Annotated in this window: 19 protein-coding genes and 1 tRNA gene; 12 read left to right on the top strand and 8 right to left on the bottom strand. The window is 65.6% G+C overall.

The features are described from left to right. Positions 1–30: 30 nt before the first annotated feature. Positions 31–113, top strand: a tRNA-Leu gene (locus BN976_RS06110). A gap of 159 nt (positions 114–272) precedes the next feature. On the opposite strand, the gene BN976_RS06105 is transcribed toward BN976_RS06110, so the two are convergent. From BN976_RS06105 to BN976_RS06095, 3 genes are read right to left on the bottom strand one after another with little or no spacing between them, the layout of a single operon-like run. After that, positions 273–1,112 carry a hypothetical protein gene (locus tag BN976_RS06105; protein WP_036368725.1) on the bottom strand — a complete coding sequence of 280 codons (840 nt, stop codon included), beginning with the start codon at positions 1,110–1,112 and terminating at the stop codon, positions 273–275. A gap of 59 nt (positions 1,113–1,171) precedes the next feature. Continuing rightward, on the bottom strand, positions 1,172–1,621 hold the full coding sequence (locus tag BN976_RS06100; protein ID WP_011777356.1) for a hypothetical protein: 450 nt from the start codon (positions 1,619–1,621) through the stop codon (positions 1,172–1,174). A 24-nt stretch (positions 1,622–1,645) separates the two neighbouring features. Next, entirely contained in the window at positions 1,646–3,067 is a 1,422-nt protein-coding gene (locus BN976_RS06095; RefSeq protein ID WP_011777357.1) for a hypothetical protein, read from the bottom strand. A gap of 286 nt (positions 3,068–3,353) precedes the next feature. Here BN976_RS06095 and BN976_RS06090 point away from each other — a divergent pair, with 286 nt between their 5' ends. From BN976_RS06090 to BN976_RS06070, 5 genes are read left to right on the top strand one after another with little or no spacing between them, the layout of a single operon-like run. Further along, complete coding sequence (locus BN976_RS06090) at positions 3,354–5,099, top strand: hypothetical protein (protein WP_235621976.1); 1,746 nt, start codon at positions 3,354–3,356, stop codon at positions 5,097–5,099. A 12-nt stretch (positions 5,100–5,111) separates the two neighbouring features. After that, on the top strand, positions 5,112–6,746 hold the full coding sequence (locus tag BN976_RS06085; protein WP_011777359.1) for a class I SAM-dependent DNA methyltransferase: 1,635 nt from the start codon (positions 5,112–5,114) through the stop codon (positions 6,744–6,746). Then, complete coding sequence (locus BN976_RS32435; protein ID WP_011777360.1) at positions 6,739–7,941, top strand: restriction endonuclease subunit S; 1,203 nt, start codon at positions 6,739–6,741, stop codon at positions 7,939–7,941. Before BN976_RS06085 ends, BN976_RS32435 begins: the two co-directional genes overlap by 8 nt. 48 nt (positions 7,942–7,989) lie before the next feature. After that, positions 7,990–9,084, top strand: a complete 1,095-nt coding sequence (locus BN976_RS06075) for a PDDEXK nuclease domain-containing protein (RefSeq protein ID WP_011777361.1) — start codon at positions 7,990–7,992, stop codon at positions 9,082–9,084. Next, the gene (locus BN976_RS06070) at positions 9,081–12,266 is read left to right on the top strand and encodes a type I restriction endonuclease subunit R (RefSeq protein ID WP_011777362.1); all 3,186 of its coding nucleotides are present in this window, start codon (positions 9,081–9,083) and stop codon (positions 12,264–12,266) included. Before BN976_RS06075 ends, BN976_RS06070 begins: the two co-directional genes overlap by 4 nt. A gap of 308 nt (positions 12,267–12,574) precedes the next feature. Here the strand turns inward: BN976_RS06070 and BN976_RS06065 are convergent, their stop codons facing one another. Next, entirely contained in the window at positions 12,575–13,504 is a 930-nt protein-coding gene (locus BN976_RS06065) for a GIY-YIG nuclease family protein (RefSeq protein WP_109489545.1), read from the bottom strand. Positions 13,505–13,594: 90 nt separating this feature from the next. Beyond that, a complete protein-coding gene (locus tag BN976_RS06060; protein WP_220096291.1) occupies positions 13,595–14,311 on the bottom strand; it encodes an 8-oxoguanine DNA glycosylase OGG fold protein in 717 nt (238 codons plus the stop codon). Positions 14,312–14,956: 645 nt separating this feature from the next. Here BN976_RS06060 and BN976_RS06055 point away from each other — a divergent pair. Further along, positions 14,957–16,267, top strand: a complete 1,311-nt coding sequence (locus BN976_RS06055; RefSeq protein WP_011777365.1) for an HNH endonuclease signature motif containing protein — start codon at positions 14,957–14,959, stop codon at positions 16,265–16,267. Positions 16,268–16,403: 136 nt separating this feature from the next. On the opposite strand, the gene BN976_RS06050 is transcribed toward BN976_RS06055, so the two are convergent. After that, positions 16,404–17,819: a PE-PPE domain-containing protein gene (locus BN976_RS06050; protein WP_158498002.1), complete on the bottom strand. Its 1,416-nt coding sequence runs from the start codon at positions 17,817–17,819 to the stop codon at positions 16,404–16,406. A 330-nt stretch (positions 17,820–18,149) separates the two neighbouring features. Next, the gene (locus BN976_RS06045) at positions 18,150–19,529 is read right to left on the bottom strand and encodes a PucR family transcriptional regulator (protein WP_011777367.1); all 1,380 of its coding nucleotides are present in this window, start codon (positions 19,527–19,529) and stop codon (positions 18,150–18,152) included. Positions 19,530–19,671: 142 nt separating this feature from the next. Here BN976_RS06045 and BN976_RS06040 point away from each other — a divergent pair, with 142 nt between their 5' ends. Genes BN976_RS06040 through BN976_RS06020 form a run of 5 tightly spaced genes read left to right on the top strand, consistent with a single transcriptional unit; the run spans position 19,672 to position 24,413 of the window. After that, a complete protein-coding gene (locus tag BN976_RS06040) occupies positions 19,672–21,123 on the top strand; it encodes an APC family permease (protein WP_036368717.1) in 1,452 nt (483 codons plus the stop codon). Continuing rightward, positions 21,116–21,808: an SDR family NAD(P)-dependent oxidoreductase gene (locus BN976_RS06035; protein WP_011777369.1), complete on the top strand. Its 693-nt coding sequence runs from the start codon at positions 21,116–21,118 to the stop codon at positions 21,806–21,808. Before BN976_RS06040 ends, BN976_RS06035 begins: the two co-directional genes overlap by 8 nt. Next, complete coding sequence (locus BN976_RS06030; protein WP_011777370.1) at positions 21,805–22,569, top strand: SDR family NAD(P)-dependent oxidoreductase; 765 nt, start codon at positions 21,805–21,807, stop codon at positions 22,567–22,569. The genes BN976_RS06035 and BN976_RS06030 overlap by 4 nt, the downstream gene beginning before the upstream one ends. 15 nt (positions 22,570–22,584) lie before the next feature. Further along, positions 22,585–23,550 carry an agmatinase gene (gene speB / locus BN976_RS06025; protein WP_036368714.1) on the top strand — a complete coding sequence of 322 codons (966 nt, stop codon included), beginning with the start codon at positions 22,585–22,587 and terminating at the stop codon, positions 23,548–23,550. Beyond that, complete coding sequence (locus BN976_RS06020; protein ID WP_036368713.1) at positions 23,550–24,413, top strand: polysaccharide deacetylase family protein; 864 nt, start codon at positions 23,550–23,552, stop codon at positions 24,411–24,413. Before speB ends, BN976_RS06020 begins: the two co-directional genes overlap by 1 nt. A gap of 3 nt (positions 24,414–24,416) precedes the next feature. On the opposite strand, the gene BN976_RS06015 is transcribed toward BN976_RS06020, so the two are convergent. Then, positions 24,417–24,890: a lipoprotein LppJ family protein gene (locus BN976_RS06015; protein ID WP_105387342.1), complete on the bottom strand. Its 474-nt coding sequence runs from the start codon at positions 24,888–24,890 to the stop codon at positions 24,417–24,419. Between the last annotated feature and the right edge of the window lies 1 nt (position 24,891).

The following is a 24,891-nucleotide window of genomic DNA, read 5'->3' as shown; positions in this document are numbered from 1 at the left end:
TGCCTGCGTGATAGGCTCCCTCGGTCATTCGGGCGAGTGGCGGAATGGCAGACGCGCTGGCTTCAGGTGCCAGTGTCCTTCGGGACGTGGGGGTTCAAGTCCCCCTTCGCCCACAGTTCGACAAAGGTCACGACCTCGTAAGAGGGCGTGACCTTTGTCGTTTGTGGAGGGCGGTTGGGCCTGGCCTGCGACGCGAGTGTGGGGCATTCGCCGTGACGGCCCTTTTTAGCGGGGCCGGGGCCCAAGCCGGAGTACAGGATTTCCCGCACCGCTTACGCAACGGTGTCCGGTTCGACGGAGATGCGCGAAGTAATCGGCGTTCCTACGATCTCCTCGAGCGCGGTCTGCCGCTCACTGCTCAGTCGTGCCCACACCTCCTCGAATGGGTGCCACGGCCTGTCGCCGGGGCCGCTGCTGGCACCCGGTTCTCCCCAGCAGCCCGCGCGCAAACGCTCGACGAACGTTTCCTTGCTTTCCCCCGACATGAACAGCATCAGGTCATGGTCCACCCGCATGGGGACCGTCTGGTAGCTGATCGGCGTGAGATCACATGGGGCAACGAGCCACTCGGGGGATGCACGGAACAGCTCCAGCTCGGTCGACAAAGCGTCAGTGGAGCCCGACTCGATCGCTTCTCGAATCCCGTCGGCAGCGGTGCGGCCATTGTTTCGATTCCGGAGGGCGACCAGCGGTGCACGCGCTTCCAGCACCGCCGGAGGGTCGTCGACGCGCTGCGCCAGTACCCAGAGATGTCCCTCGTCCGACATGTTCCAGTCCCAGCCGATTTCTGGGTTTTGGATGCGGTAGACCGCCCATAGCGCCTCCCACGTGGCTTCTGGTGCCCGATCCGCCCAACTACCCGCCTTCACCGCATCCCCGGTTACAAAGGCCGTGTTTGGTCGAGCATCGACCACCGCAAATCTGTTGTACGCTTTGAGATCTTCCATCAGATCGTCCATCGAGACGTCGTACTGCGCGGCGACGTCCTCGATCTGTTTAGTCACCGGCAATGGCGCAAACCCGCCACAGAGTATTGGTTCGGCCAGCGACGCCCGAGTGCCGTGGAAGATGGGGACACGAGTATGGGCGATGGCGTCGGCGATGTTGGTCACGTCGACAGCCTCATCTATGGATCGGTGCGGCCGTGCGTCGGGTCTCCCGTTGGTGCTCTTCACCGCCCGGGAATGACCTGCGTGACGGTGGCCTGCAGGTTGGCGTTCTCTTCGCCCGAGATACGCGTCTCGCGATCGAATGTGGCCGTGCCGTCGGCGTCGATGGTGAAGTTACCGACCTGATCCTGTTCACCGCCGGTGACGGTGTAGACGACGGTCGTCCTCTCCGGCAAGGGCTTGGAGCTGATGTACTGCGGGTTGATCGTGTAGCGATAGTTACAGCCCGCGGATCCGAAGCATTTCTGCTCGGTGATGACCACGCCGACGACGAAGTCAGCCGGGGTGGGCGGCGCCGCAGCCCGTGTCGGAGATGTCGTTGTCATATCCGACCATGCCGAAACAGAGTCGTTGCCGTTGGCCGACGTAACCTCGTCCGGAGCGATGCAGCCGGACAATCCGACGGCGACGATCGGGGCGATGGCGGCAGCCTTGATGGAGATGCGCTTCATTTTCATTCCTTGTTGTTGAGTGGATCAGGCAGCGGTGTCGCCGGATGTGTCGGTCGAGGGGTCTTCCGAGGCCTGTGCGTCGGCCAACGCGGCCAGCGCCTCGGACAACAACCGGTTGATCCCAGAAGTCACTGCAGTGCAGCCGGTTTCGATCTTTTCCGCGCTCTTGTGGATGGAGCCGGCGGCCTTCTTGATGTCGTCGATGCGATCCAGCTGGTTGACGGCTTCACAGATCTTTTCTTCGGCGGTGGACAGCTGTTTGGCGCCGCGGCGGGTGGAGGCCGCCAGGGCGGCGGTGCGCAGCAGCATGAGGACCGTGCGGAGCAGGTCAGGATCATCGGCTGTGGGGTCGAAGGCGAGAACGACACGGCGTGAGCCGATGACTCGAATGGACTGGCCCGCGTTCTGTTCGAGGGTTCGGACGAGGCCGAGCGATGCCGCCGCTTGGCGGTTGCGCTCGGCCTCGTCCAGGTACTCGGTCCAACCCCCGCGGGCCGAGTCCGTCATCTCGATCGCCACGCGCGCACTTCCGCCGTCCACGGTGAGCAGTCCGTCGCCCTTCTTGGAGCGCGGCAGGTGTCCGACAATGGCGCGGGTGTCGGAGTATTCATCGCCCAGGCCGGTAGCGATGGTGAAAAGCACCTCGTTGACCTGGTTTTCAAACGTGTCACCCTTGATCGGCGTGACCTTGCTCAGGCTGGCGCGGGCCTCCTGGACTTTGACTGCGGTACCGATTTCGTCGATCTTCTGGGTGAGCACCTCGTGGTTCTTGCCCAGCAGTTCGGTCAATTGCTGCTGACGGAGCTCGAGCGTCGCGGTGTGCTTGGCCATCGGGGACGTGGGGTCGGCGGGGTCGAATTGCTTCACGGCTTTGGTGACAACCTCGGTGATGCTCGCGGAGCTCTTGGCATCGAGTTCGGCGCTGAACTTTTCCAGCAGCGGCTGCAGCTTTTCCAGGAGTTCCGGACTGTCGCCGGCGAAGATGCGCCGGACTTCGGCGGTCAGCGCGGTCTTGGCGGCGGTCACCGACTCGGTGAACTCCTTGCGGCTGGTCTGATCGGCTTCAACGATGGCCTTCTTGGCGTCCTCGGCGGCCTTCGCCATCGTCTTCGTGGCGTCTTTGACGGTGCGGTCGGTCAGTTCGGCAGCCTGCGCGGAGGTGGCCGCTGTCTTGTCGCCCGCCTCCTTGATCATCCGTTCCAAGGCGCGAGCGTCCTGGGACTGCCCGGTGGCCGATAGCGCGTGGGCACCGATCTTCACGGCTTCGGCGACGAAATCCGACAGGTCGGCATCCGCGAGAACTGCGGGATCATCGACGATCTCGCCGCGTTGCCCGGTGGTCCACCGCTGGGCTTCGCGGACGACGTCCTTGTCCTCGATGGTCAGGTGGTTGATGACGATCGTGCTCTGGTCGTCGCCCAGGCGGGCGCCTTTCAGGTCGGTCATGAATGCTCCTCGGTGCTTGAGCCGCAGGGGCGCGGCGGGTGCATCGAGAATCACTTGGCTAGCTCACGATTTACAACAGATCTAAATGATAAGCCTGGTTATCAGCGTAATTCATTGCAATAACGACGCCGCGCGAATACCGTGGGCTGGAAGTGAGGGGAGGCGGGCCGTGCGGACTTTGACGTTGCAGGATGTGGCCGACCTCGCGAACGTACAGCGCCCGGTCGTCAGCATGTGGCGAAACCGCCCCCGTGTCCGTGGTGAACTCGTGCCCTTTCCTGAGGCGGTGAGCCGCAGAGACGGTATCGAGCGGTTCGACCCCGACGCGGTGGTCGAGTACCTGAAGCGCACCGGCCGGGGCAACAACACCGAGGTCGAGTACGACGCCCCCGCGATCGCTGTGCCGGACAACGCCGACCTGGAGGAGCTCGTCGTGCTACTCGCCTGGCGTGTGCTCACCGGGGTCGAACTTGCCGGCACCAATCCAGCGGAACGGGCGCGGCTGGCCGAGGAATACGACCCTGACGATCGATGTGTGCTCACCGAGATACGCACCATCCGTCCCACTGGCGCGGTACTGGAGTACGTCGACGAACTTGTCGAAGCCTCCTTCGGACTACCCGACGCGTTAGCGCGCATCGAGCAAGGTCGGCTCTACCGAGAGCGTGCTGTCCGCGAGCTCACCGGCGACGCCGTGCGAATCCTGGGACGGGTCGTGACTGAGTGCGCGGTGTTCCTGGGCGCCGAGGACATGACCTTGCGGGCCGACGGAAGCACGGTGTCAATGGCGGTAGCGGCCGAATGCGGAATGGGCGTGACATCCAAGGACCGCGCCGTGCTGCGTCGAGCGGTGATTACCGGTGCGGGCACGGGCAGATCGCACGCCGGCGAGATCTCCTTCGTGTCCGCAGTGGGGCTCGACGCCGCGGCGGTACTCGACCGCGCCGATTTGCTGGTCCTCGGATTAGAGCCGGGCCGAATCGGTGTTCTTGTGGGCCCGGCGTCGGCGCTCACCGACACCTTGGCAGGAGAGCTGCAGCAGCGGCGGGCGGATGTGCTTCGCGTCGGCAATGTCATGGCGGCCGTGCGCCTTCCGCGGGGGCTGTGGCGTGAGGCGCATCGACAGAACCTGGCGTTGTGGGTGTGTCTCGGCGGTGCCGAGGAGCAGCGACCATACGTTACCGACCTCGCTGCGATACCTGACCTGGACATCGGCGACTTCGCCTCCGACATCGCCGCCGCACTGGCACAGACAGATGTACGGGCATTCCGCTACGCGCGCCGGATCGACCGCGCCGGCGTGCTGGCAGGCGGGCCGTTCGTGCCGCGCGGCGCCCGGGCGGTGGGGCTGAGTCCGGCTGGCCGAGACAGCCATGTCGAGCGGGTGCACACCATCACGCTGACCACCACGACACCGCTGCAACCCGTCGATGTGCTCGTCGAAGCCTCACCGGGCAGGCTCAAGCTGCGGCACCGATCGTTGGGCGAGCTGCGCGACGAAGGCAAGCTGACGCTCAAGCGCGGCAACCGTATCGATCTGGCCCACGCCACGTCTGACGGCACAGTACGTGTTTTGCCGGCCGATGATGGACTCGCTCTGGATCCGGTCGACGCTGAACGGCTCTATCCCCACTCGACGCGAACAGAGCCCGGCGACGTGATCTTCGTACAGAAGCCGCAACCCCGGGCGTGGGTCGACACGTTCGGTGGAGCCATGGTCGCCGCGCCTGCCCGCATCCTTCGGCTGGGCCGCACCGCGGATCTCGGCCCACAGGTGCTTGCCGCAGTCATCAACGAGACCGCGACCGCCGGATCGGAATGGCCGAGTTGGACGGTACCCGAGATGTCGGCGGACGAAGCTGCTCGTCTTGAGGTCGCCCTCGCTGACATCGCGCACTACGAGGCCGAGGCGCGGCGGCGCGTCGAGGCCGCCCGCGAACTGAAGACAGCGTTGATCGACGGGGTCGCCGCCGGCGCCCTGACGCTGGACGCACAACCGACCACGCCCGGCGTCGCCGCGGCGGATCACTAGGAAAGGACAGAGATGCCGCCGAGAAGGGGCACGAAAAAGGCTGAGCCACTGCTTCCTTCAACGATGAAGGAGCTGAAGGACACACTGTGGAAAGCCGCCGACAAACTGCGCGGATCGCTGTCAGCCAGCCAGTACAAGGATGTGATCCTGGGCCTGGTGTTCCTCAAGTACGTCTCCGACGCCTACGACGAACGCCGCGAGGCGATCCGGACGGAGCTGGAGGCAGACGGCCTCGACGCCGAACAGATCGAAGACCTCATCGAGGATCCCGAGGAGTACCAGGGCTACGGCGTGTTTGTCGTCCCGCCCGGCGCGCGGTGGAAGTTCCTGGCGGAGAATGCGAAGGGTTTACCGGCCGCCGGTGGCGAGCCCGCCAAGAACATCGGTCAGCTGATCGACGAGGCGATGGACGCCGTGATGAAGGCCAACCCGACCCTGCAGGGCACCCTGCCGCGGCTGTACAACAAGGACAACATCGACCAGCGCCGGTTGGGTGAATTGATCGACCTGTTCAACAGCGCCCGGTTCAGCCGCCAGGGTGACGGCCGAGCGCGCGACCTGATGGGCGAGGTCTACGAGTACTTCCTCGGCAACTTCGCGCGGGCGGAAGGGAAGCGGGGTGGAGAGTTCTTCACCCCGCCGAGCGTGGTGAAGGTGATCGTCGAGGTGCTGGAACCGTCGCGCGGGCGGGTGTATGACCCGTGCTGCGGATCGGGCGGCATGTTCGTGCAGACCGAGAAGTTCATCTATGAGCACGACGGCGACCCGAAGGAGATCGCCGTCTACGGTCAGGAGTCCATCGAGGAGACCTGGCGGATGGCCAAGATGAACCTGGCCATCCACGGCATCGACAACAAGGGCCTGGGTGCGCGCTGGGGCGATACCTTTGCCCGTGACCAGCATCCCGATGTCCAGATGGATTACGTGCTGGCCAATCCGCCGTTCAACATCAAGGACTGGGCCCGCAACGAGGAGGACGCCCGCTGGCGGTTCGGCGTACCGCCGGCCAACAACGCCAACTACGCCTGGATCCAGCACATCCTGTACAAGCTGGCGTCCGGCGGTAAGGCCGGTGTGGTGATGGCCAATGGGTCGATGTCGTCGAACTCCAACGGCGAGGGCGATATCCGGGCCCAGATCGTCGAAGCCGATCTGGTGTCATGCATGATCGCGCTGCCCACCCAGTTGTTTCGCAGCACCGGAATCCCGGTGTGCGTGTGGTTCTTCGCCAAGGACAAAACCGCAGGTAAGCAGGGCTCGGTCGACCGGTCGGGGCAGGTGCTGTTCATTGACGCCCGCGAGATGGGCTACATGGTCGACCGCGCTGAGCGCGCCCTCTCCGACGACGACATCGTCAAGATCGGCGACACCTTCCATGCCTGGCGCGGATCGGCGTCGGCGGCAGCGAAGGGCGTTGTCTACCAGGATGTCCCAGGCTTTTGTAAGTCGGCGACCCTAGCCGAAATCAAGGCTGCCGACTACGCACTGACACCGGGACGGTACGTCGGCGCTGCGGCCGTCGAGGACGACGGCGAACCGATCGACGAGAAAATCGCCCGGTTGAAGACGGAACTGCTTGCGGCGTTTGATGAGTCGGCGCGGCTGGAGAAGGTGGTTCGAGAGCAGTTGGAGCGGATCGATGCGTGAATCTGTTCGACTGGGCGATCTCATCTCTGTCAAGCATGGCTATGCCTTCCCCGGCGAGGGGTTCACAGAAGACCCGACGTATCCAATCTTGGTCACACCTGGGAATTTCGCGATCGAAGGCGGATTCAAGGAATCGAAACCAAAGACGTTCAACGGCGACTACCCACCAGGGTTCGAACTGGCGCCGGGCGACTTAGTGGTTTCAATGACCGACCTTAGCCGCGACGGTGCGACCCTCGGTATGCCGGCGCTGATCCCGGCTGGCCCGACCTATTTGCACAATCAGCGGATCGGACTTATCGAGGCGATCGATCGATCGAAGATTGATCGGCTTTTCCTCAACTATTACCTGCGCACGGCCGCTTATAGATCCCACATTCTAGGCACTGCTTCGGGATCGACAGTTCGTCATACGAGCCCTAGCCGTATCGAGGATTTTGTTGCGCTTCTGCCTGGGCTTCTGGAGCAGCAAGCGATAGGAGCGATTTTGGGATCGCTCGACGACAAAATTGGCGTGAATCGCAGACTGGCGAATGTCGGTCGGCTCCTTCAGTCGGAACTCTGGCATCGTGCTGCAACGGGGAGCCGTCAGGTGTCCCTAGGGTCGTTGGTGCGGCCTCATCTTGGCGGTACACCATCACGTTCCGATAGCAACTTATGGGCAGGTGACGTTCCGTGGGCGTCTGTTCGCGACATGTCTGCTGCGGACGGTGGCGTTCTCTTAGCTACTGCCGAGACGATCAGCTCGGCCGTTTCTCAGTCAGTCGGTCGCCTCGCTGCCCTACCAGAGCGATCAGTTGCCCTGACTGCAAGGGGCACGGTTGGCAAAGTCGTGACTCTGGGAGTAGCAAGCGCGATCAACCAGTCGGCATACGGCTTTATTCCGCCGGCAGGACGGGGGGTGGCGTTACGGTGCGCACTGGAGTCGATTTCCGATGAGCTGAAGGCGCGTGCACACGGCTCGGTATTCTCAACAATCACGATGTCGACGCTCGAGAGCGTACGTGTCCCGGCGATCAACGAGACAGACTGGGACGGGGTATGCGAGTCACTTGAGTTGATCGAAGATCGTAGACTGTCAGCCCTCCGGGAGACTCGGGTGCTCGCCCGCACGCGAGACGAACTCCTCCCACTGCTCATGTCCGGCAGAATCCGCGTCAAGGATGCCGAAGCCCGCGTGTCGGAGGTGGTGTGATGCGCCACGGCCACCGCAGGTACGGATCGTGGTTGCGATGGATATGACATGACCGGCGTCGATCGAGACCCCGACGACGGGGTGTCTGCGCCCACGAGAAACACATCGGGGCCCGACTGGTACCCAGCGTTCCTCACCGCCGTCGCAGACCGCATCGAAATCGGCCGCCGCCGGGCCGTCACCGCCGCCAACACCGAACTCGTCCTCACCTACTGGGCGGTGGGTCGCGAGATCCTGGCCCGCCAGGACACCGAGGGCTGGGGCACCCGCGTCATCGACCGGCTGTCCGCCGACCTGCGGGCGCGCTTCCCGGACGCCAAGGGTTTCTCGGCCCGCAACCTCAAGTACATGCGCGCCTTCGCCGCGGCCTGGCCGGATCCTGAAATTGTGCAAGGCAGGCTTGCACAATTGCCCTGGTACCACCACGTCGCCTTGCTGGACAAGCTGGATGCCTCAGACCTGCGTGAATGGTACGCACAGACGGCCATCGAGCAGGGCTGGAGCCGCGACATCCTGGTCCACCACATCGAGGGACGATTCCACGAGCGGGCTGGCAAGGCCATCACCAACTTCGCCCGCACCCTGCCACCGGCGGACTCCGACCTCGCCCAACAGTCCACCCGGGATCCGTACCTGTTCGACTTCGTCGGCGCCGCCGACATCCGCCGCGAGCGTGACCTCGAACTCGCCCTGACCGATCACGTCGAAAAGTTCCTGCTCGAACTCGGCCAAGGGTTCGCCTTCGTCGGCCGCCAGGTCCATCTGGAGATCGGCGACGCGGACTTCTACACCGACCTGCTCTTCTACCATCTGCGGCTGCGCTGCTTCGTCGTCATCGAACTCAAGATCGGCGACTTCGACCCGAGCTACCTCGGCCAACTCGGCACCTACATGGCCGCTGCTGACGACCTGCTGCGCCACCCCGACGACAACCCCACCATCGGTCTCCTGCTGTGCAAGGCCAAGAACAACGTCGTCGCCGAATACGCGCTGCGCGGCTACACCGCGCCGATCGGCGTCGCCGAGTGGAAAACCGTCATCACCGAAAGTCTGCCCGCAGACCTGGAATCCAGCTTGCCGACCATCGCCGAGCTCGAGGCCGAACTCGCCCACGATCCGGTGGTCCAAGAAGGAGAGCAATGACTGACTTCAGCGAAGCCGAATGGGAATCTCTCGCGCTGGAGACGCTGGCCCAGCAGGAATGGTTGCCGCTGAATGGTTCCGCGATCGCCCCGGGCACCGAGAACGGTCGCGCCAGCTGGGACGAGTTGGTGCTCCCGGACCGGATGCTGGCCAAGCTGCGCGAACTCAACGCCCATGTGCCCGGCGAATACCTCGAACAAGCTCGTGCGGCAATCCTGCAGCCGTCCTCCCAAGACGCCATCGCCGAGAACTACCGACTGCACCAGTACCTGGTCGGGGGTTACCGAGGCATCAGCTACGTGGATTCCGATGGCATCGAGCAGAATCCGACGATCCGGCTCATCAGCCACCGGCCCGAGGAGAACGAACTCCTCGCCGTGCAGCAGGTCACCATCCGCGACGCCGAACACGACCGCCGATTCGACATCGTTCTGTACCTCAACGGCATGCCGATCGCGTTCTTCGAACTCAAGCAGGCCGGCTCGAAGTACGCGGACCTGCCCGGCGCGCACGCCCAATTCGCCACTTACCTGCGAGAATTCCCGATGGCGTTCCGGTTCGCGGTGCTCAACGTCATCAGCGACGGTCTCACCGCCCGCTACGGGACGCCGTTCACACCGCTGGAGCACTTTGCGCCCTGGAACGTCGACGACGACGGCAAGCCGGTCGCGTTCGGTGATCCCGTCGACGATGTGCACCTGGGCACCGAACTCGAGTATCTGATCGACGGCCTCTTCAACCCCGAGCGCTTCCTACAACTAGTCCGCAACTTCACCGCCTTCGACGCCGGGGCCGACGGATTGATCAAACGGATCGCCAAGCCGCACCAGTACTTTGCCGTTACCAAGGCCGTCGGCTCGACGGTCACCGCCGCTGAGAGCAACGGCAAGGCCGGAGTCGTCTGGCACACCCAGGGCTCTGGAAAGTCCATGGAGATGGAGCTTTACACCCATCTGGTGGCCCAACAGCCCAAACTGAAGAACCCGACAGTCGTCGTCGTCACCGACCGCAAGGACCTCGACGGCCAGCTCTACGCAACTTTCGACCGCTCAAAGCTTCTCGGTGAATCACCGGTCAAGGTCACCACGCGTTCCCAGCTGCGTGACGAGTTGTCCAATCGCACCACCGGCGGCATCTACTTCACCACATTGCAGAAGTTCGGACTGTCGAAGGCAGAACGGGAGAGTGGCGCCGACCATCCGCTGCTGACCGACCGCCGCAACATCATCGTCGTCGTCGACGAAGCCCACCGCAGCCACTACGACGACCTCGACGGGTATGCCCGGCACATCCGCGATGCGCTGCCCAACGCGGTGTACATCGCCTTCACCGGTACCCCGATCTCCGAAGCCGACCGCGACACCCGCGACGTCTTCGGACCCGACATCGACGTCTACGACCTGACCCGCGCAGTCAACGACAAGGCCACGGTACCAGTGTTTTTCGAGCCGCGGCTCATCAAGGTCGCCCTCGCCCAGGGCGTCACCGAGGATGACCTCGACAAGGCCGCCGATGAGGTCACCGCCGGCCTCGACGACGTCGAACGCGATCAGATCGAGAAGTCGGTCGCCGTCATCAACGCGGTTTACGGCGCGCCGGACCGACTGGCGGCGTTGGCCCGCGACATCGTCGACCATTGGGAAGTTCGGTCGCAGGAGATGCGTAAGTTCATCTCCTGCCCCGGCAAGGCATTCATCGTCGGAGCGACGCGCGAGATCTGTGCCGAGCTCTACGAAGAGATCGTCAAACTCAAGCCGGAATGGCATGACGATGCCGTCGATAAGGGCGTCATCAAGGTCGTCTACTCGGGTAGCGCCAAGGACCAGGGTTTGGTCGCCAAACACGTTCGCCGGGATGGGCAGAACAAGACCATTCAGCAGCGGCTGCGAGACCCCGATGACGAACTGCAGATCGTGCTCGTCAAGGACATGCTGCTGACGGGTTTCGACGCGCCGCCGCTGCACACCCTCTACCTGGACCGCCCACTCAAGGGTGCGCTGTTGATGCAGACGCTGGCCCGGGTGAACCGGACCTTCCGGGAGAAGCCCAACGGGCTGCTGGTCGCCTACGCTCCGCTGGTCGAGAACCTGAACAAGGCCCTGGCGGAGTACACCCAGACCGACCGCACCGAGAAGCCCGTCGGCAAGAACATCGACGAGGCCGTCGCGCTGACCGAAACCCTGATCGCCCAGCTGGATGCGCTTTGCGCCGGGTACGACTGGCGCGCCAAAGTCGCCCAGCCGCACGGTTGGATGAAGGCGGCCGTGGGATTGACCAACTACCTGCGCTCGCCGGCGACTGCCGGCAACCAGGTCGCCGAAGGCGAGGCGACGGTCTCAGACAGGTTCCGGGCACTGGCCAACCAGCTGTCGCGCGCCTGGTCGCTGTGCGCTGGAAACCAGGCACTCGATGCGCTGCGCCCGACCGCCAAGTTCTACGAAGAAGTCCGGGTGTGGATGGCGAAATTCGACGCCAACGACCGGCAAGCATCCGGAAAGCCAGTGCCAGAGGCGATACGACGGATGCTCGAGTCCCTGGTCTATGACTCGACCGCCTCCGACGGCATCGTCGACATCTACGACGCCGCCGGATTGCCCAAGCCATCGCTGTCGGATCTGACGCCCGAGTTCGAGGCGAAGGCTGCGTCCGCGAGCAACCCACACCTGGCGATCGAAGCGTTACGTGCGGTGATCACCGAGGAAGCAGTGCGCGCCACCAAGAGCAACGTGGTGCGGCAGCGGGCTTTCTCCGAACGGCTCACCGACCTGATGCGGCGCTACACCAATCAGCAGCTCACCTCGGCCGAGGTGATCGCCGAGTTGATCGAAATGGCCAAGGAGGTTGCGGCAGAGAGCAATCGCGGCGCGCATTTCAGCCCGCCGCTGTCCCATGACGAACTGGCGTTCTACGACGCCGTCGCGCAGAACGAGTCCGCCGTCGAGTTGCAGGGTGAAGACGTGCTAGCGCAGATCGCCCGGGAGCTCGTCGGGGTCATGCAACGTGATACCAAAACCGACTGGACCGTGCGCGACGACGTTCGGGCCAAGCTGCGTTCTTCGATCAAGCGGCTGCTGGTGAAGTACAAGTACCCGCCAGACAAGCAACCCGAAGCGATCAAGCTGGTAATCGAACAGATGGAAGCGCTGGCACCCGGGTATGCGGATGCCGCGAGGGCGGGGTAGCGATCGTCGGCCGGCGAGTTCGACGCTGAACGCGGACACATCGTCTCCCATGACGGCAAGGTGGATCACCTTGATGGGGTCGACCTAAAGTGGACGACCGCTGCGAGCCAACCGGCCAAAGTATCCGATACTGGGACAGGGCCGGTGGCTGTTTCCGATACTTCGGGCAGTCTCCGACGATGCGGCCCAGGCGGGGTATGACGAGGCCATGTTGCAGATCCCTGAAGTGCTCGCGATTCAGGACAGCTGAAGGATCGGGCCCCTTGTCTTTGTCGGCGGTGCGGTTGAGACGTGGTGCGTGAACCCGATCAGTTGCGATTGAGGCCGAACTTGCGGGTCATCATAGCGTCCTTGTAGTGAGATTCGGCTTTGTCGACTTCCGATGACGACGTGCTTGGTCCGAACACCCGCAGGATGCTGAACAGGAAGTGGCGCGCGTGGTCGGTCTTGCCGCTGCCGAGACCGATGCTGATCTTGGCGAGGTCTCGCAGGGCGCGGTTGCCGCCGTGACCGTCCTGCGCATAGGACTTCCAGCGCTGCAGAATGCGTTCCGCGCCATCGGCTTTCCCGACATACTGTTTGCCGTTGGACGAGTCGGTGATCAGGTAGATGCCTTGCACCTGCGACAGCGCCACCTGCCAGTCGCGATACCGTGGGTCTGACAGCATCTCACCGAGGTCGTGAAAGGTAAGTAGCACATTGTCGAACCCCGGAAACGGAACCTTGTCGCGGTCGGCGATCTCGAGAACGGGCATGTCTGCTGCGCTTGCTGCCCGTCGGTGCCAGACCCGCGGAGTGTCCCACTCGACGACGAGCCGGTTTACAAGTGGTTTCAGAATGTCGCTGCGACGCAGATCAAAGAATCGGGCCTCCGCCGTGCGCTCTGCGACGATCTCGCCGTGATTCTCGAACGTTCCCCACAACCGGGAGCGCCGCCTTCCGTCGGCGACCAGCACCACCCAGTGTCGCTCAGGGTTCGCGGGAAACTGCCGGGGTGAGATGCCTTGGAATCGTGTGTATTCCCGGACCTTGTCCTCAGTCAGATCTTCGGGGCCTCTGAGTCCCAAAGCTTCGCCGGTGTTGAAGCTGTGTCGAATCACTCGGATGTCATCCAGTCGGATAGGCGGGGCATGCTCGGCGCCGATCGCGGCGAGCACATGGCCGAGTGTCAGGAAGGCACCGGCATCGTGTGAATGGCCCTGATTGGTGGAAACATGCTTGCGCTTCTCATTGCCCACGGCGGTGAGCCTAGGGGCGGACGCGCATGGTGAGTACGAACTGTGCGGCAAGGCCGGCACGTGCCGCAGTTGATCGTGCTTTTTCGGCTGTTAGGTACGTCCGGTCGCCAGCCCGAAGATCGCTTTCTCGACCTGCACCGGGGTGCGGTCGTAGGCAGCGGCCCAGGCTCGTAGGACGTCGAGATAGCGCCCGTAGTCCGAGGTGCGGTGAATATCGATGAACAGGTTGGCCTCCAGTTTCAACCAAACCTGTACCTGCCGGTCCAGGATGGGCGCCGCATTGGCATCGTCAGCACTGGTGGTCGCAGAGGCGAAGTACAGCCACTTGGTGAAGAACGCGCCAGCGAGATGCTTGACCCGGCCCTCATTGTTCATGTACCGGAAGCCTTCGACAGGCCCCTGGATGCGCACAGTGTCGACAGCGGCACGGAGCGATTCGACGACATCACCCCGCACCGGCGCGTCGCGGGCGCCAGTCTTGATGCCTGTCAGTACCCAGCGGACTCGAGTCGGTCCGTAGCCGCTGTCGCCGTAACCCCAGATCATGGCACTGACGAAGGCTGGAAGAACTTGGCCGTCACTGAGCTGCGAGTTAACGACCTCACGGACCAGATTTCGATCGACTCCGTCGGGCAGCGAATCGAGTACCCGCTGCACGTCAGGCAGGTCGTGCATTCCCGTGGCCCAGGCAGAGCGGTTCCAGGGGAACGGGCGTTGTGGAACAGCGGGTTCCGCGAGCACTGCCGCCAAGGACGGCGGAACATCTTGTGTCATTTCTTCAATCCCTCCTGGGTGGCCGCTCGTCACGCTATCCGCTTCGCTTGAAAGCGGGCACGCAGATATACCCGATTCCGTTTCAGGACACCAGTCCCTCGCACGATCGGTGCGAGCAGCTGGAAGGGGATGCGACCGGTACCGCCCGCAACTGAACCGGCTCTGTGACTGGTGGCGGGCCGAGCCTCTGCAGGTCGGCTGGTGCTCGTCCTGAGTACCACTCGCGCTGATCCGAGGTCCCGGCTCACTGCCGCTTAGAGTTCTGGGCCTGAGGCGGTTTCCATGGCGGAGAAGCGCGGCATGGTGAAGTGTTCCGCTATTTGGAGAAAGGTCCCGCATCCCCCGAGATCGCCGAGCGGCACGGCACCAGAATCCTGAGCATCAGCGCCAGCCTGGAACTTGTAGACCTGGGCAGTTGTCCTCGCCGCCGATTGGCTCTGCGGGATCGTGCCAAAGAATAGCCGGTCCCAACGGTGAACTGTCAGAAAACCTTCTGAGCCACGTGAAAGCTCGACTACGGCAGCTGATCGCGATCGATCCCGACATCACCATGGCGCCGTTGCGAACCCGCACCTACCAGTACTCCGTCAGATCGGCTGCGGCTGAGTCGCACTCAACGGCCGGCATTGAGGTTTCGCGACGCCGAAACTTGTCGGTGCCTCGTGTTTGACTGGGGTCATGTCCTCGACCGTGGTTGATTCGCCTGCTGGGTGCACTCAGTCGGAGCGGCTTGAGGTGTTGTTCGAGGAGCTTTCGGAGTTGGCGGGGCAGCGCAATGCCATTGACGGGCGGATCGTGGAGATCGCCGCGCAGATCGACCGTGACGGGCTTGTCGGGATCACCGGGGCGCGGTCGGTGGCGGCGTTGGTCGCGTGGAAGACCGGGTGCTCGCCGCACAACGCCAAGACGATCACCACGGTCGCCGACCGGCTCGAGGAGTTCCCGCGCTGCGTGACGGCCTTGGGTGAGGGCCGTCTTTCCCTCGACCAGGTCGCGGTGATCGCCGAACACGCCGGCCAGGGCTCTGATGCCCATTACGCGCACCTGGCGGCGAGCGCTTCGGTCAGCCAGTTGCGCACCGCGGTCAAATCCGAACCCCGACCCGATCCCGAACCGGTGCGCGATCCGTTCGCCGACGCGGACGAGGAACCCGAACCCGCTCCGGTGCCCAGGCCGGAGATCACCAGCACCTGCGACGCCGACTACACCTACTGGCGGATCAAGCTGCCGCATGAGCAGTCCGCGAGATTCACCGCGGCCCTGCAGTCGCATAAAGACCGGCTGATCGCCCAACACACTCGCGACCACGGCACCGACCCCACCGGCGACGGTGACGGTGACCGTGGGGTGCAGCTGCCGCCGTGGCCGAGCGCCGGTGAGGCGTTCATGGAGCTTGTCGAGGCCGGCTGGGATGCCGAAGCCACCCGCCGCCCGCACGGTCAGCACACCACCGTGGTCGTGCACGTCGATATCGACACGCGGGTCGCCGCCCTGCATCTGGGTCCGCTGCTCACCGACGAGGAACGTCGCTTTCTGCTCTGCGATGCCACCTGTGAGGTCTGGTTCCAACGCCACGGCCGGCCCCTCGGCACGGGACGGTCCACCCGCACGATCAACCGCCGCCTGCGCCGTGCCCTCGAGCACCGCGACCGCACCTGCGTGGTCCCCGGCTGCGGCGCGACCCGCGGCCTGCACGCCCATCACCTCGTGCACTGGGAAGACGGCGGCGACACCGAACTCGACAACCTGGTCCTGGTCTGTCCCTACCACCACCGAACCCACCACCGCGGCCTGATCACCATCACCGGACCCGCCCACCAACTGCTCGTGACCGACCACACCGGCCGACCACTGCAACCGGGGTCACTGGCGCGGCCCCCGACCACACCACCACCAGAGGTCAACCCCTACCCCGGAACCTCGGGAGAACGCGCCCAATGGAAGTGGTACCACCCCTACCAACCCCCACCACCAACGAGCAACAACTAGCACGGCTTCGGCCTGCCGACCGGACTCGTGTCGTGTGGCACCGGTCAACGCTGCGCTAGCGCCGGTGGTCCGGCTGCCCGCATTCCCCGTTGTCCAGCAACCTAATCAGGCCTCGACGGATCCGCTCGATCCCTTCCTACGATGCCCCGCGACGGCGGGTCTTCTCGCTGCGCTGCAGCGGCTCCGACTCGGGCGATCGGCGGGCATCGTCATCCGGGTGCGCGGTGGACTCGGCTGGCGGCGTGCCGGCGGCAGCGTCCGCTCCCGGCGATAGGGCGGATGCCCGCGATATCTGGTTCCAGCCAACGTGATCGGAGGATGGGCCGACCTTCTGGGGATTGCCGCTGTCGGTGTCGTCGGTCGCGTCTTCGTCCGACCATGAGGGGCCGTGGATGGTGTCCGTCGTGTCGACTTCCGATGACGGCGTGCGGCGGTCGTGCCGATCGGCGTCCTCTGATCCCGTCGCGAGTGGCCCGGCGTCGTCATCGCTCGCGTCTTGGCCTGCGCCCGTGTCGGTGTCGCGCAGCGCGGCGAGGCGGCGCTTGGTCTCCGCTAGCCCCTCGGCGACAGATGCGGCGTCCGACTCCCATTGATCGGCCGGTGGCACCAACCTGAACGGTTCCGGTTCGTCGGGATACTCGCCCGACCCGACCGGCCGGTCGTAGCCGGTCTCGATCACCGAGCGCAGGAACGGGTCGAGTGCAACAACCACGTCGTCAGACACACCGAGTTGGCGCAGCGGCATGGTCAACGGCAGCTCGCCCTCGGGCGCCTCGAGCACCACATCGGTGACGGTGTCGGCGGCGTTGGTGGAGACGAGCATTCCGGCCGGCGGGTCGTCGGGGTCGAGGGTCTCGGGGTCGACGCGCTCGACGTCTTTGTAGTAGCCGGAGTGCAGGTAGGCGAAGCCAAGAACGGCGTTCACGTCGGCGACGACGTTCAGCACGTAGTCCGGCGCGTCTGCCACGCCGTCGTATTGCTTGGTCACCTGCACGACGTCGGTATCCGGGTCGGTCGTGCTCACCCCGTCACCGAAGGACACCCCGATGATCGGCAGGTAGGTCCCTTTCGGAAACCGTGTCAGGATGCCGCCGTCGTTGCGGGACGGGTTGCTTGCCAGGACGTACTGAATGTTGTCGTCAGCGAATTCGCCGCCTTCCAGCTCGGGAATCGCGGCCGAGGCTGCTCCTGCTCCTTGCGAGTATCCGACGATGCGAATCGGATCACCGGCCCGAAACGCGGTGTCTTTCTTGGCATTCCGGACCGCGTCGATCGTGTTGACGGTGCCTTCGTCCTCGGAGTCGTCGTAGGTCGGATCGCCCCAGCCGGTGAGCGCGCCGAGGCTGCGCGGATAGATGACGAAGTTCTCGATGTACTCCGGGCCGCTATAGCCGCCCTTGAACGAGTCGGCCATCCGGTAGAACGGCACCCCGTCCTCACGTCCTCCCAGGATCGGTTTAGAACCATCGACGAAGATGCTGGTGGCCGCTGCCAAGTCGGTGGCGGCCAACGGGCCGCCGCTCACATACGTGCAGGCGACGACAACCGTCACGTGCACGGCGATTCCACTCGTAACCCATGCTGCCCAACCGATTCCGGAAACCTTCGAATGTCTGCCCATGCTCTTCCCACCCCTGTCGCGGGCCGCAGACCGGATGGGGTCGCCATCACCGTGCGGCGGTGCACGGGCGTCCACGATCCTTCTGGCCCACAGCGTCAGATCATTGCGGCGTCGAAGTTATGGGCCGTCAAAGGCCGAAACCATCCCAGAAATCTGGGGTTTGCCGGTCCGGCCGGAGAGAAGCGATCGGACCAGCCTCCGACACGGCATCGAGCCCGTGCCGAAGGTGCGGGTGTATAAAAGCGGTGGGCCGCCGCACCCTCACAACCCGGCTGGCCGCTCCGCCCGGTCGGCTGCCCACAACCCGATCACGAACGCCGTCAGGTCGTTGTGCTGCAACGGGTCTCGCCCGGTGATCTCCTGAATCCGAGACAGCCGGTGCCGCACGGTGTTGGTGTGCAGGAACAGTTCCTTGGCGGTTTCGCTCAGGGATCCGTTGCACGCCAGGAATACTCGCAGCGTGCGCACGTGCTGGGTGCCGCGCTGACTGTCCAACTCGGCCAGCGGGGCGATCAACAGCTGCTTGAATGGCGCCAGCTGCGCCAGCGGCAACTGCTCCAACAGGCTTTCCAGCGTGCTCAACTGATCCGGCCCGACCCGCCCGCCGCGGTGCTCGGCCAACGTCAACGCGATGCGGGCCTGCGCGATCGCCGACCCGATGTCGGTCAACGGCACCGGTGCCGAATGCCCTGTCGGCAACGCAAGATCGTCGGTCACCTCCAGCGCCCCGACCGTCAGCATCAGGCACAGATCCGGCGCGTCACCGATCAACGCGTCCGGAAACGCCATCGACACCAGCGCACCGGCACCGGCAGGCCACGCCGAGCACGCGATCTCACCGGCGGAGAACCCCGGCCACTCCAGCAGCTGACTCAGCGCGTCCGGCAACAACATCCGCCGCTCCACGAGTGAGAGCAGCTGACCCACCCGCTCCCGGGCCAGTGCGGCCTCGATGTCGCGCTCGCCCTGCGCGGCGCGCACGAACCGCGCGATCAGATCCAGCAGCGCGGGCTCCGGATGATCGCCCCGCCCCACCCACACCAGCGTGCCGAGGCCGGGCACCGGCACCGTCACCGCGTCGTCGTCGGAGTCCGCGCCGCCTTCGGGCTCCAGAAGGAAGTAGCAGCCGAGCAGCTGCCCGGCGCTGTCGAGCAGCTGCCGCGGCGAATCGTGCCGGCGCAGCGAGGAAAGCAGTTCAGGCACCAGCGCATTGGTGGCCCGCGCCACCGCGATCTCCGACCCCAGCCAGTACTCGGCCACAAAGCGGCTGACCACACTGAACGGCACACTGGGCGGCGCCACCAAAAGCGGCAGACCGTGCAGCCGGCACTGCGCCAGCAGCGCCTCGGGCACGGCGTCGTGCTCGTCGCCCACCCCGAAACACACGCCGGCAGCCCTGGCCCGTGACAGCGCGTCGACGAACGTCGCACAGTCCTGGTCGGTGTGCAGGCTGATGCCCACGGTGCACACCAACTCACCGCCGCGCAGGTATCGGGACGGATCGCGCATCTCGGTGGTGTGCACCCAGCTGACGGGCCGATCCAGCTCCTGGGCCGTGCCGTCGGGAACCGACAAGCCGAGCCCGGCCGTCGCGAGGTCGCGCAGGGTCGGTGCAGCTGGTTCAGCGTGCACCTCCGACATCCACGGAGCGTAACGCGGCCGTCACACGCCGGCGGCTCGGCGTTGTGCGATCGTTCAACGCCGGCCCCCTGCCACGGTGCGATCTTGGCGTCTTCGCGTCAACCACTGGCGTCGGTGGATGTCCGGCGTGATAGTTCGTGCCATGTCGATATCGGTCAGCCCGGCGGAGCAGCCGCCACAGTTGCGCCGCGAATTCTCGCTGGGGTCGGCGTTCGCCTTCGCCTTCGCCTTCATCTCGCCGATCGTCGCCCTCTACGGCATCTTCGGCCTGGCCCTGTCGGCCGCCGGGCCGAGCTTCTGGTGGGGCTTCGCGCTGGTCTTCGCCGGACAGTTCCTGGTGGCCCTGGTGTTCGCCACCCTGGTGTCGCGCTGGCCGCTGGAAGGATCCATCTACCAGTGGTCCCGCCGCCTGCTGGGCAGCACGTACGGCTGGTTCGCCGGGTGGGTCTACATGTGGACGCTGGTGATCGCGATGGCGACCGTCGCGCTGGGCGCGGCCGGCTTCGTCGCCCACATCGTCGGCATCGAAGAAGCGTCGGGCGGCACCCTGGCCTGGATCGCCCTGCTGATCCTGCTGGCCGGCACGGCCGTCAACCTGGTCGGCCGTCAGGCGCTGAAGATCTTCATGATCGGCAGCATCATCGCCGAGGTCATCGGCTCGGTCGTGCTGGGCACGTGGCTGCTGATGTTCCACCGGCAGAACTCGCTGTCGGTGCTGTTCGAAGGCGGCGGCACCGACGTCGACCTCTGGTCCTACCTCGGCGGTCCGTTCCTGTTGGCGGTCGCGTTCATCGGCTGGTCCTTCGTCGGCTTCGAAAGCGCCGGCTCCATCGCCGAGGAAGTGCACCACCCGGGCCGGGACCTACCCAAGGCCGTGCTGTTCTCGCTGGCCTTCATCGCGCTGGTGGTGGGCTACTCCAGCCTGGCCATCATCCTGGCCATCCCGGACCTCGACGCGGTCGCCGAAGGCGCCGTCAGCGATCCGGTGTACGAGACGCTGACCACCGCGCTGGGTTCCGGCATCGCCAAGCCCGTCCAGGTCCTGTTCGTCATCGGGTTCCTGGCCAGCTTCCTGGCGCTGCAGACTTCGGCGTCCCGGGTGATCTGGGCCTACGCCCGTGACGGCGCACTACCTGCCGCCGGCACACTCGTGCAGCTGCGCGGGCGCGCCCGCATCCCGGTGGTGGCGATCCTGGTCACCACGGTGTTGGGAGCGGGCCTGTTCCTGCTAAGCATCGTCGCAGGAGACATCTACTCGTTGATGGTCAACTTCACCGCAGGCGGGTTCTATCTGGCCTTCCTGTTCCCGCTGATCGGCTTCCTCGTGGTGGTCCTGCGCAAGGTCTGGAAGCCCGCGTCGTTCTCACTGCGCGGATTGACGCTGCCGGTCGCGGTGGTGGCCGTGGTGTGGGCCGTGCTCCAGTTCCTCAACATCGCCTGGCCCCGAGTCGCTTTCGAGCAGCGCTACCTGGACTGGTCGGTCTGGATCGGCGTCGTGGTGCTGGGGATGATCGGAGCGGTGTTGTTCGCAACCGTGAAGTCCCGGATCGCCGCACCGCAGGATCAGGACGACCGGGCACTGGTGGATGACTGACCAGCCGGTAGCCCTGGTCACCGGCGGCGCCAGCGGAATCGGCGCCGCGGTGGTCGAGGCGCTCACCGCGCGCGGGTACACCGTCGGGTGCCTGGACCTGAACCCCGGACCCGCCGAAAACACCTGGGCGGTTGACGTTTCCGACGCCGACGCGGTGGCCCGCGCGGTGGGTCAACTGCAGGACCGGCTTGGGCCGGTCAGCGCCGTGGTGACCTCGGCCGGTTACTACGAGATGGCTCCGGTGTCCGACATCAGCGAGGACGCGTGGCGCCGGATGCTGCGCGTGCACCTGGGCGGGCTGGTCAACGTCGCCCGCGCCACCCTGCCGGACCTGACCGCCACGCGCGGGTCACTGGTCGCGGTGGCCAGTGAACTCGCCGTCGGCGGTGGTGACGAGGACGCCCACTACGCGGCCGCCAAGGGAGCCATCCTCGGGCTGGTGCGCAGCCTCGCCGTCGAGACCGCCAGCAGCGGGGTGCGGGTGAATGCGGTCGCCCCCGGACCCACCGACACCCCGCTGCTGGCCCCCGATTCACCTTGGCGCGCACCGGAATATCTGCAGACACTGCCGCTGCGCCGGCTCACCACACCGGCCGAAGTGGCCCGCTGCGTCGAATACCTGGTCTGCGACGCAACTTTCAGCACCGGAGACGTCGTCAACGTGAACTCGGGAGCGGTGATATGAGCACCGACCTGCGCGGCCGGGTCGCTTTGGTGACGGGCGCCGCCCGAGGCATGGGCGCCGCGCACGCCCGGCGACTGGCGGCCGCCGGCGCCACGGTGGCGGTCAACGACCGCGAAGACAGCGACGCGCTCACCGCCCTGGCGACCGAGATCGGCGGGCTGACCGCGCCCGGGGACGTCTCCGATCCGAAGAGTTGCCGCGCCCTCGCCACCCACGTCGCCGCCACCACCGGTCGGCTCGATGTGCTGGTGGCCAACCACGCCTACATGACGATGGCGCCGCTGCTCGAGCACGCCGACGACGACTGGTGGAAGGTGGTGGACACCAACCTCGGCGGCACCTTCTTCCTGGTGCAGAGCGTGCTGCCTCACATGCGCAGAACGGGGGCCGGCCGCATCGTCGTCATCGCCAGTGAATGGGGTGTGACGGGCTGGCCGGAGGCGACGGCCTACGCGGCCGCCAAGTCCGGGTTGATCTCACTGGTCAAGACGCTGGGCCGGGAGCTCGCCCGCGAGCACATCATCGTCAACGCGGTGGCGCCCGGCGTGATCGACACCCCCCAACTGCAGGTCGACGCCGACGCTGCCGGGGTCGGCCTCGACGACATCCACCGACGATATGCCGAAGCGATCCCGTTGGGACGCATCGGTTCCGCCGATGAAGTGGCCGTAGCAGTCGAGCTGCTGTCCGACTTCGATCTGGAAGCAGTTGTCGGACAGGTGATCTCGTGTAACGGCGGCTCGACGCGGACTCGGGCATAGAAGGAGGAGGCAACAATGCAGAACGACCCGCGGATGCGCTCGGAATCCGGCGTGCTCGGGCAGATCGACGCCCAGCAGGTGCCGCGCTATGCCGGGCTCGGCACGTTCGCGCGGCTGCCGCAACGACACGAGGTCGCCTCGCACGACATCGCCGTCATCGGGGTCCCGTTCGACAGCGGCGTCACCTACCGGCCCGGGGCGCGCTTCGGTCCCGCCGCGATCCGTCAGGCCTCGCGGCTCCTCAAGCCGTATCACCCGGCGCTCGAGGTGTCGCCGTTCGCGACCGCGCAGGTGGTCGACGCCGGTGACATCGCCGCCAACCCGTTCGACATCACCACCGCGGTGGAGCAGATCAAGGACGGAATCCTCGGCCTGGTCACCAGCCCCGAACAGCGGTTCGTTCTGCTCGGTGGTGACCACACCATTGCGCTGCCCGCGCTGCAGGCCGTCAACGAGCTGCACGGCCCGGTGGCCTTGGTGCACTTCGACGCCCACCTCGACACGTGGGACACCTATTTCGGGGCGCCGTGCACCCATGGCACCCCGTTCCGGCGCGCCTCCGAACAGGGTCTGATCGTCAAGGGCCACTCCGCCCACGTCGGTATCCGGGGCTCGCTCTACGATGCCGCGGACCTGCTCGACGACGCCGAGTTGGGCTTCACCGCGGTGCATTGCCGCGAGATCGACCGCATCGGGGTGGACGGGGTCATCGAGCGTGTGCTCGAGCGTGTCGGCGAGCACCCGGTGTACGTGTCGATCGACGTCGACGTGCTGGACCCGGCGTTCGCGCCGGGTACCGGGACACCCGAGATCGGTGGGATGACGAGTCGCGAGCTGGTCGCGGTGCTGCGGGCGATGCGGGCGCTGAACATCGTCGGCGCCGACGTGGTGGAGGTGGCGCCGGCGTACGACCACGCCGAGGTCACCGCCGTGGCCGCGGCGAACCTCGCCTACGAGCTGATCAGCCTTATGGTCGGGTGATGGACCGCTTCCGCTGGCCCGACGGGAAGACCGCCGCCGCCGCGTTCACCTTCGATGTCGACGCTGAGTCCGCGATCCTGTGGGGCAACGAGAGTGTCGGCGCCCGGATGAGCGTGATGAGTCATCAGGCCTACGGGCCGCTGGTCGGCATCCCGAGGATCCTGGATCTGCTTGAGCAGCACCAGGTTCCGTCGACGTTCTTCGTCCCGGGGCACACCGCCGACAGGTACCCGGAAGCCGTCCGCAGCATCGTCGCCGCCGGGCACGAGATCGCCCACCACGGCTACCTGCACGAGCAGCCCACCGCGCTCACCCTCGAGCAGGAGATCGACGCCCTGGACCGCGGGCTGGCCGCCCTGGCCGACGTGGCGGGGGTTCGCCCGGTGGGATACCGCGCCCCGATGTGGGACCTGTCCTGGCGCACCCCGGCGCTGCTGGCCGAGCGTGACTTCCTGTACGACTCGAGCCTGATGGACGCCGACCATCCCTACGAACTGGCGATCACCCCCGGCGCGCAGGAGTCGCTGGTCGAGATCCCCATCCAATGGGCACTCGACGACTGGGAGCAGTACTGCTTCCTGCCGGACATCTCCGGAAGCGGACTGATCGAGACTCCGCGCAAGGCGCGGGAGCTGTGGCAGTCGGAATTCGACGCGCTGCGGAAGGTGGGCGGCTGCTGGGTGCTGACCAACCATCCGTTCCTCACCGGCCGGCCGTCCCGGGCCGCCGAGCTGGGTGAGCTGATGCGTTACGTGCTCGACCACGACGACGTGTGGGTGTCCAGCCTCGGTGCAGTGGCCGAACATGTTCGTTCGCTGAACCTTTCACCGCGTTCCATCACCCCACCCGACGTCCCGCGCTGACGCTCAGCCGGCCCGGACCTCGGCGGTGATGTCGGTGAGCTCGTTGTCGTCGCGGTGGTCGTTCATGTTGCGGCATTCACCGTAGATCTCGACCGCGCCACGCTCGGGGTAGTTTCCCGGACCGACGATCACCATGACACCGCCCCTGTGGACGACGTCGCCCGCGGGCTGGAATCCCGGTGGTGGCCCTGGCGCCCAGCCCGGCAGCTCGGCGAGGGTGGCCGCGATCTGCCGGCCCAGGCCCTGGCTGTCGGCGCCGGGCGGCACCTCGAACGCCATGTCGACCCGGCCGTGGAACGGAGGATCGCCCTGGTCGTTGCACCACTCCCACTGGAAGCTCGCGTAAGTCACGCGCAGATCTGCCGCCCGCACAACGTCTTTGGCGGTGTCGACCACCTGTGCGCGGGATTCGGCGTCTGACGGCGGTGGGGCGGTGGGCCCGTCCGCCTTCGGTGTGCTCTGGTCGGATGGGGACATC

It is taken from the genome of Mycolicibacterium austroafricanum (assembly GCF_000612725.1).
GTDB lineage: Bacteria > Actinomycetota > Actinomycetes > Mycobacteriales > Mycobacteriaceae > Mycobacterium > Mycobacterium austroafricanum.
Note: the sequence above shows the minus strand (reverse complement) of the source record. Positions and strands in the feature narration are given on the sequence as shown.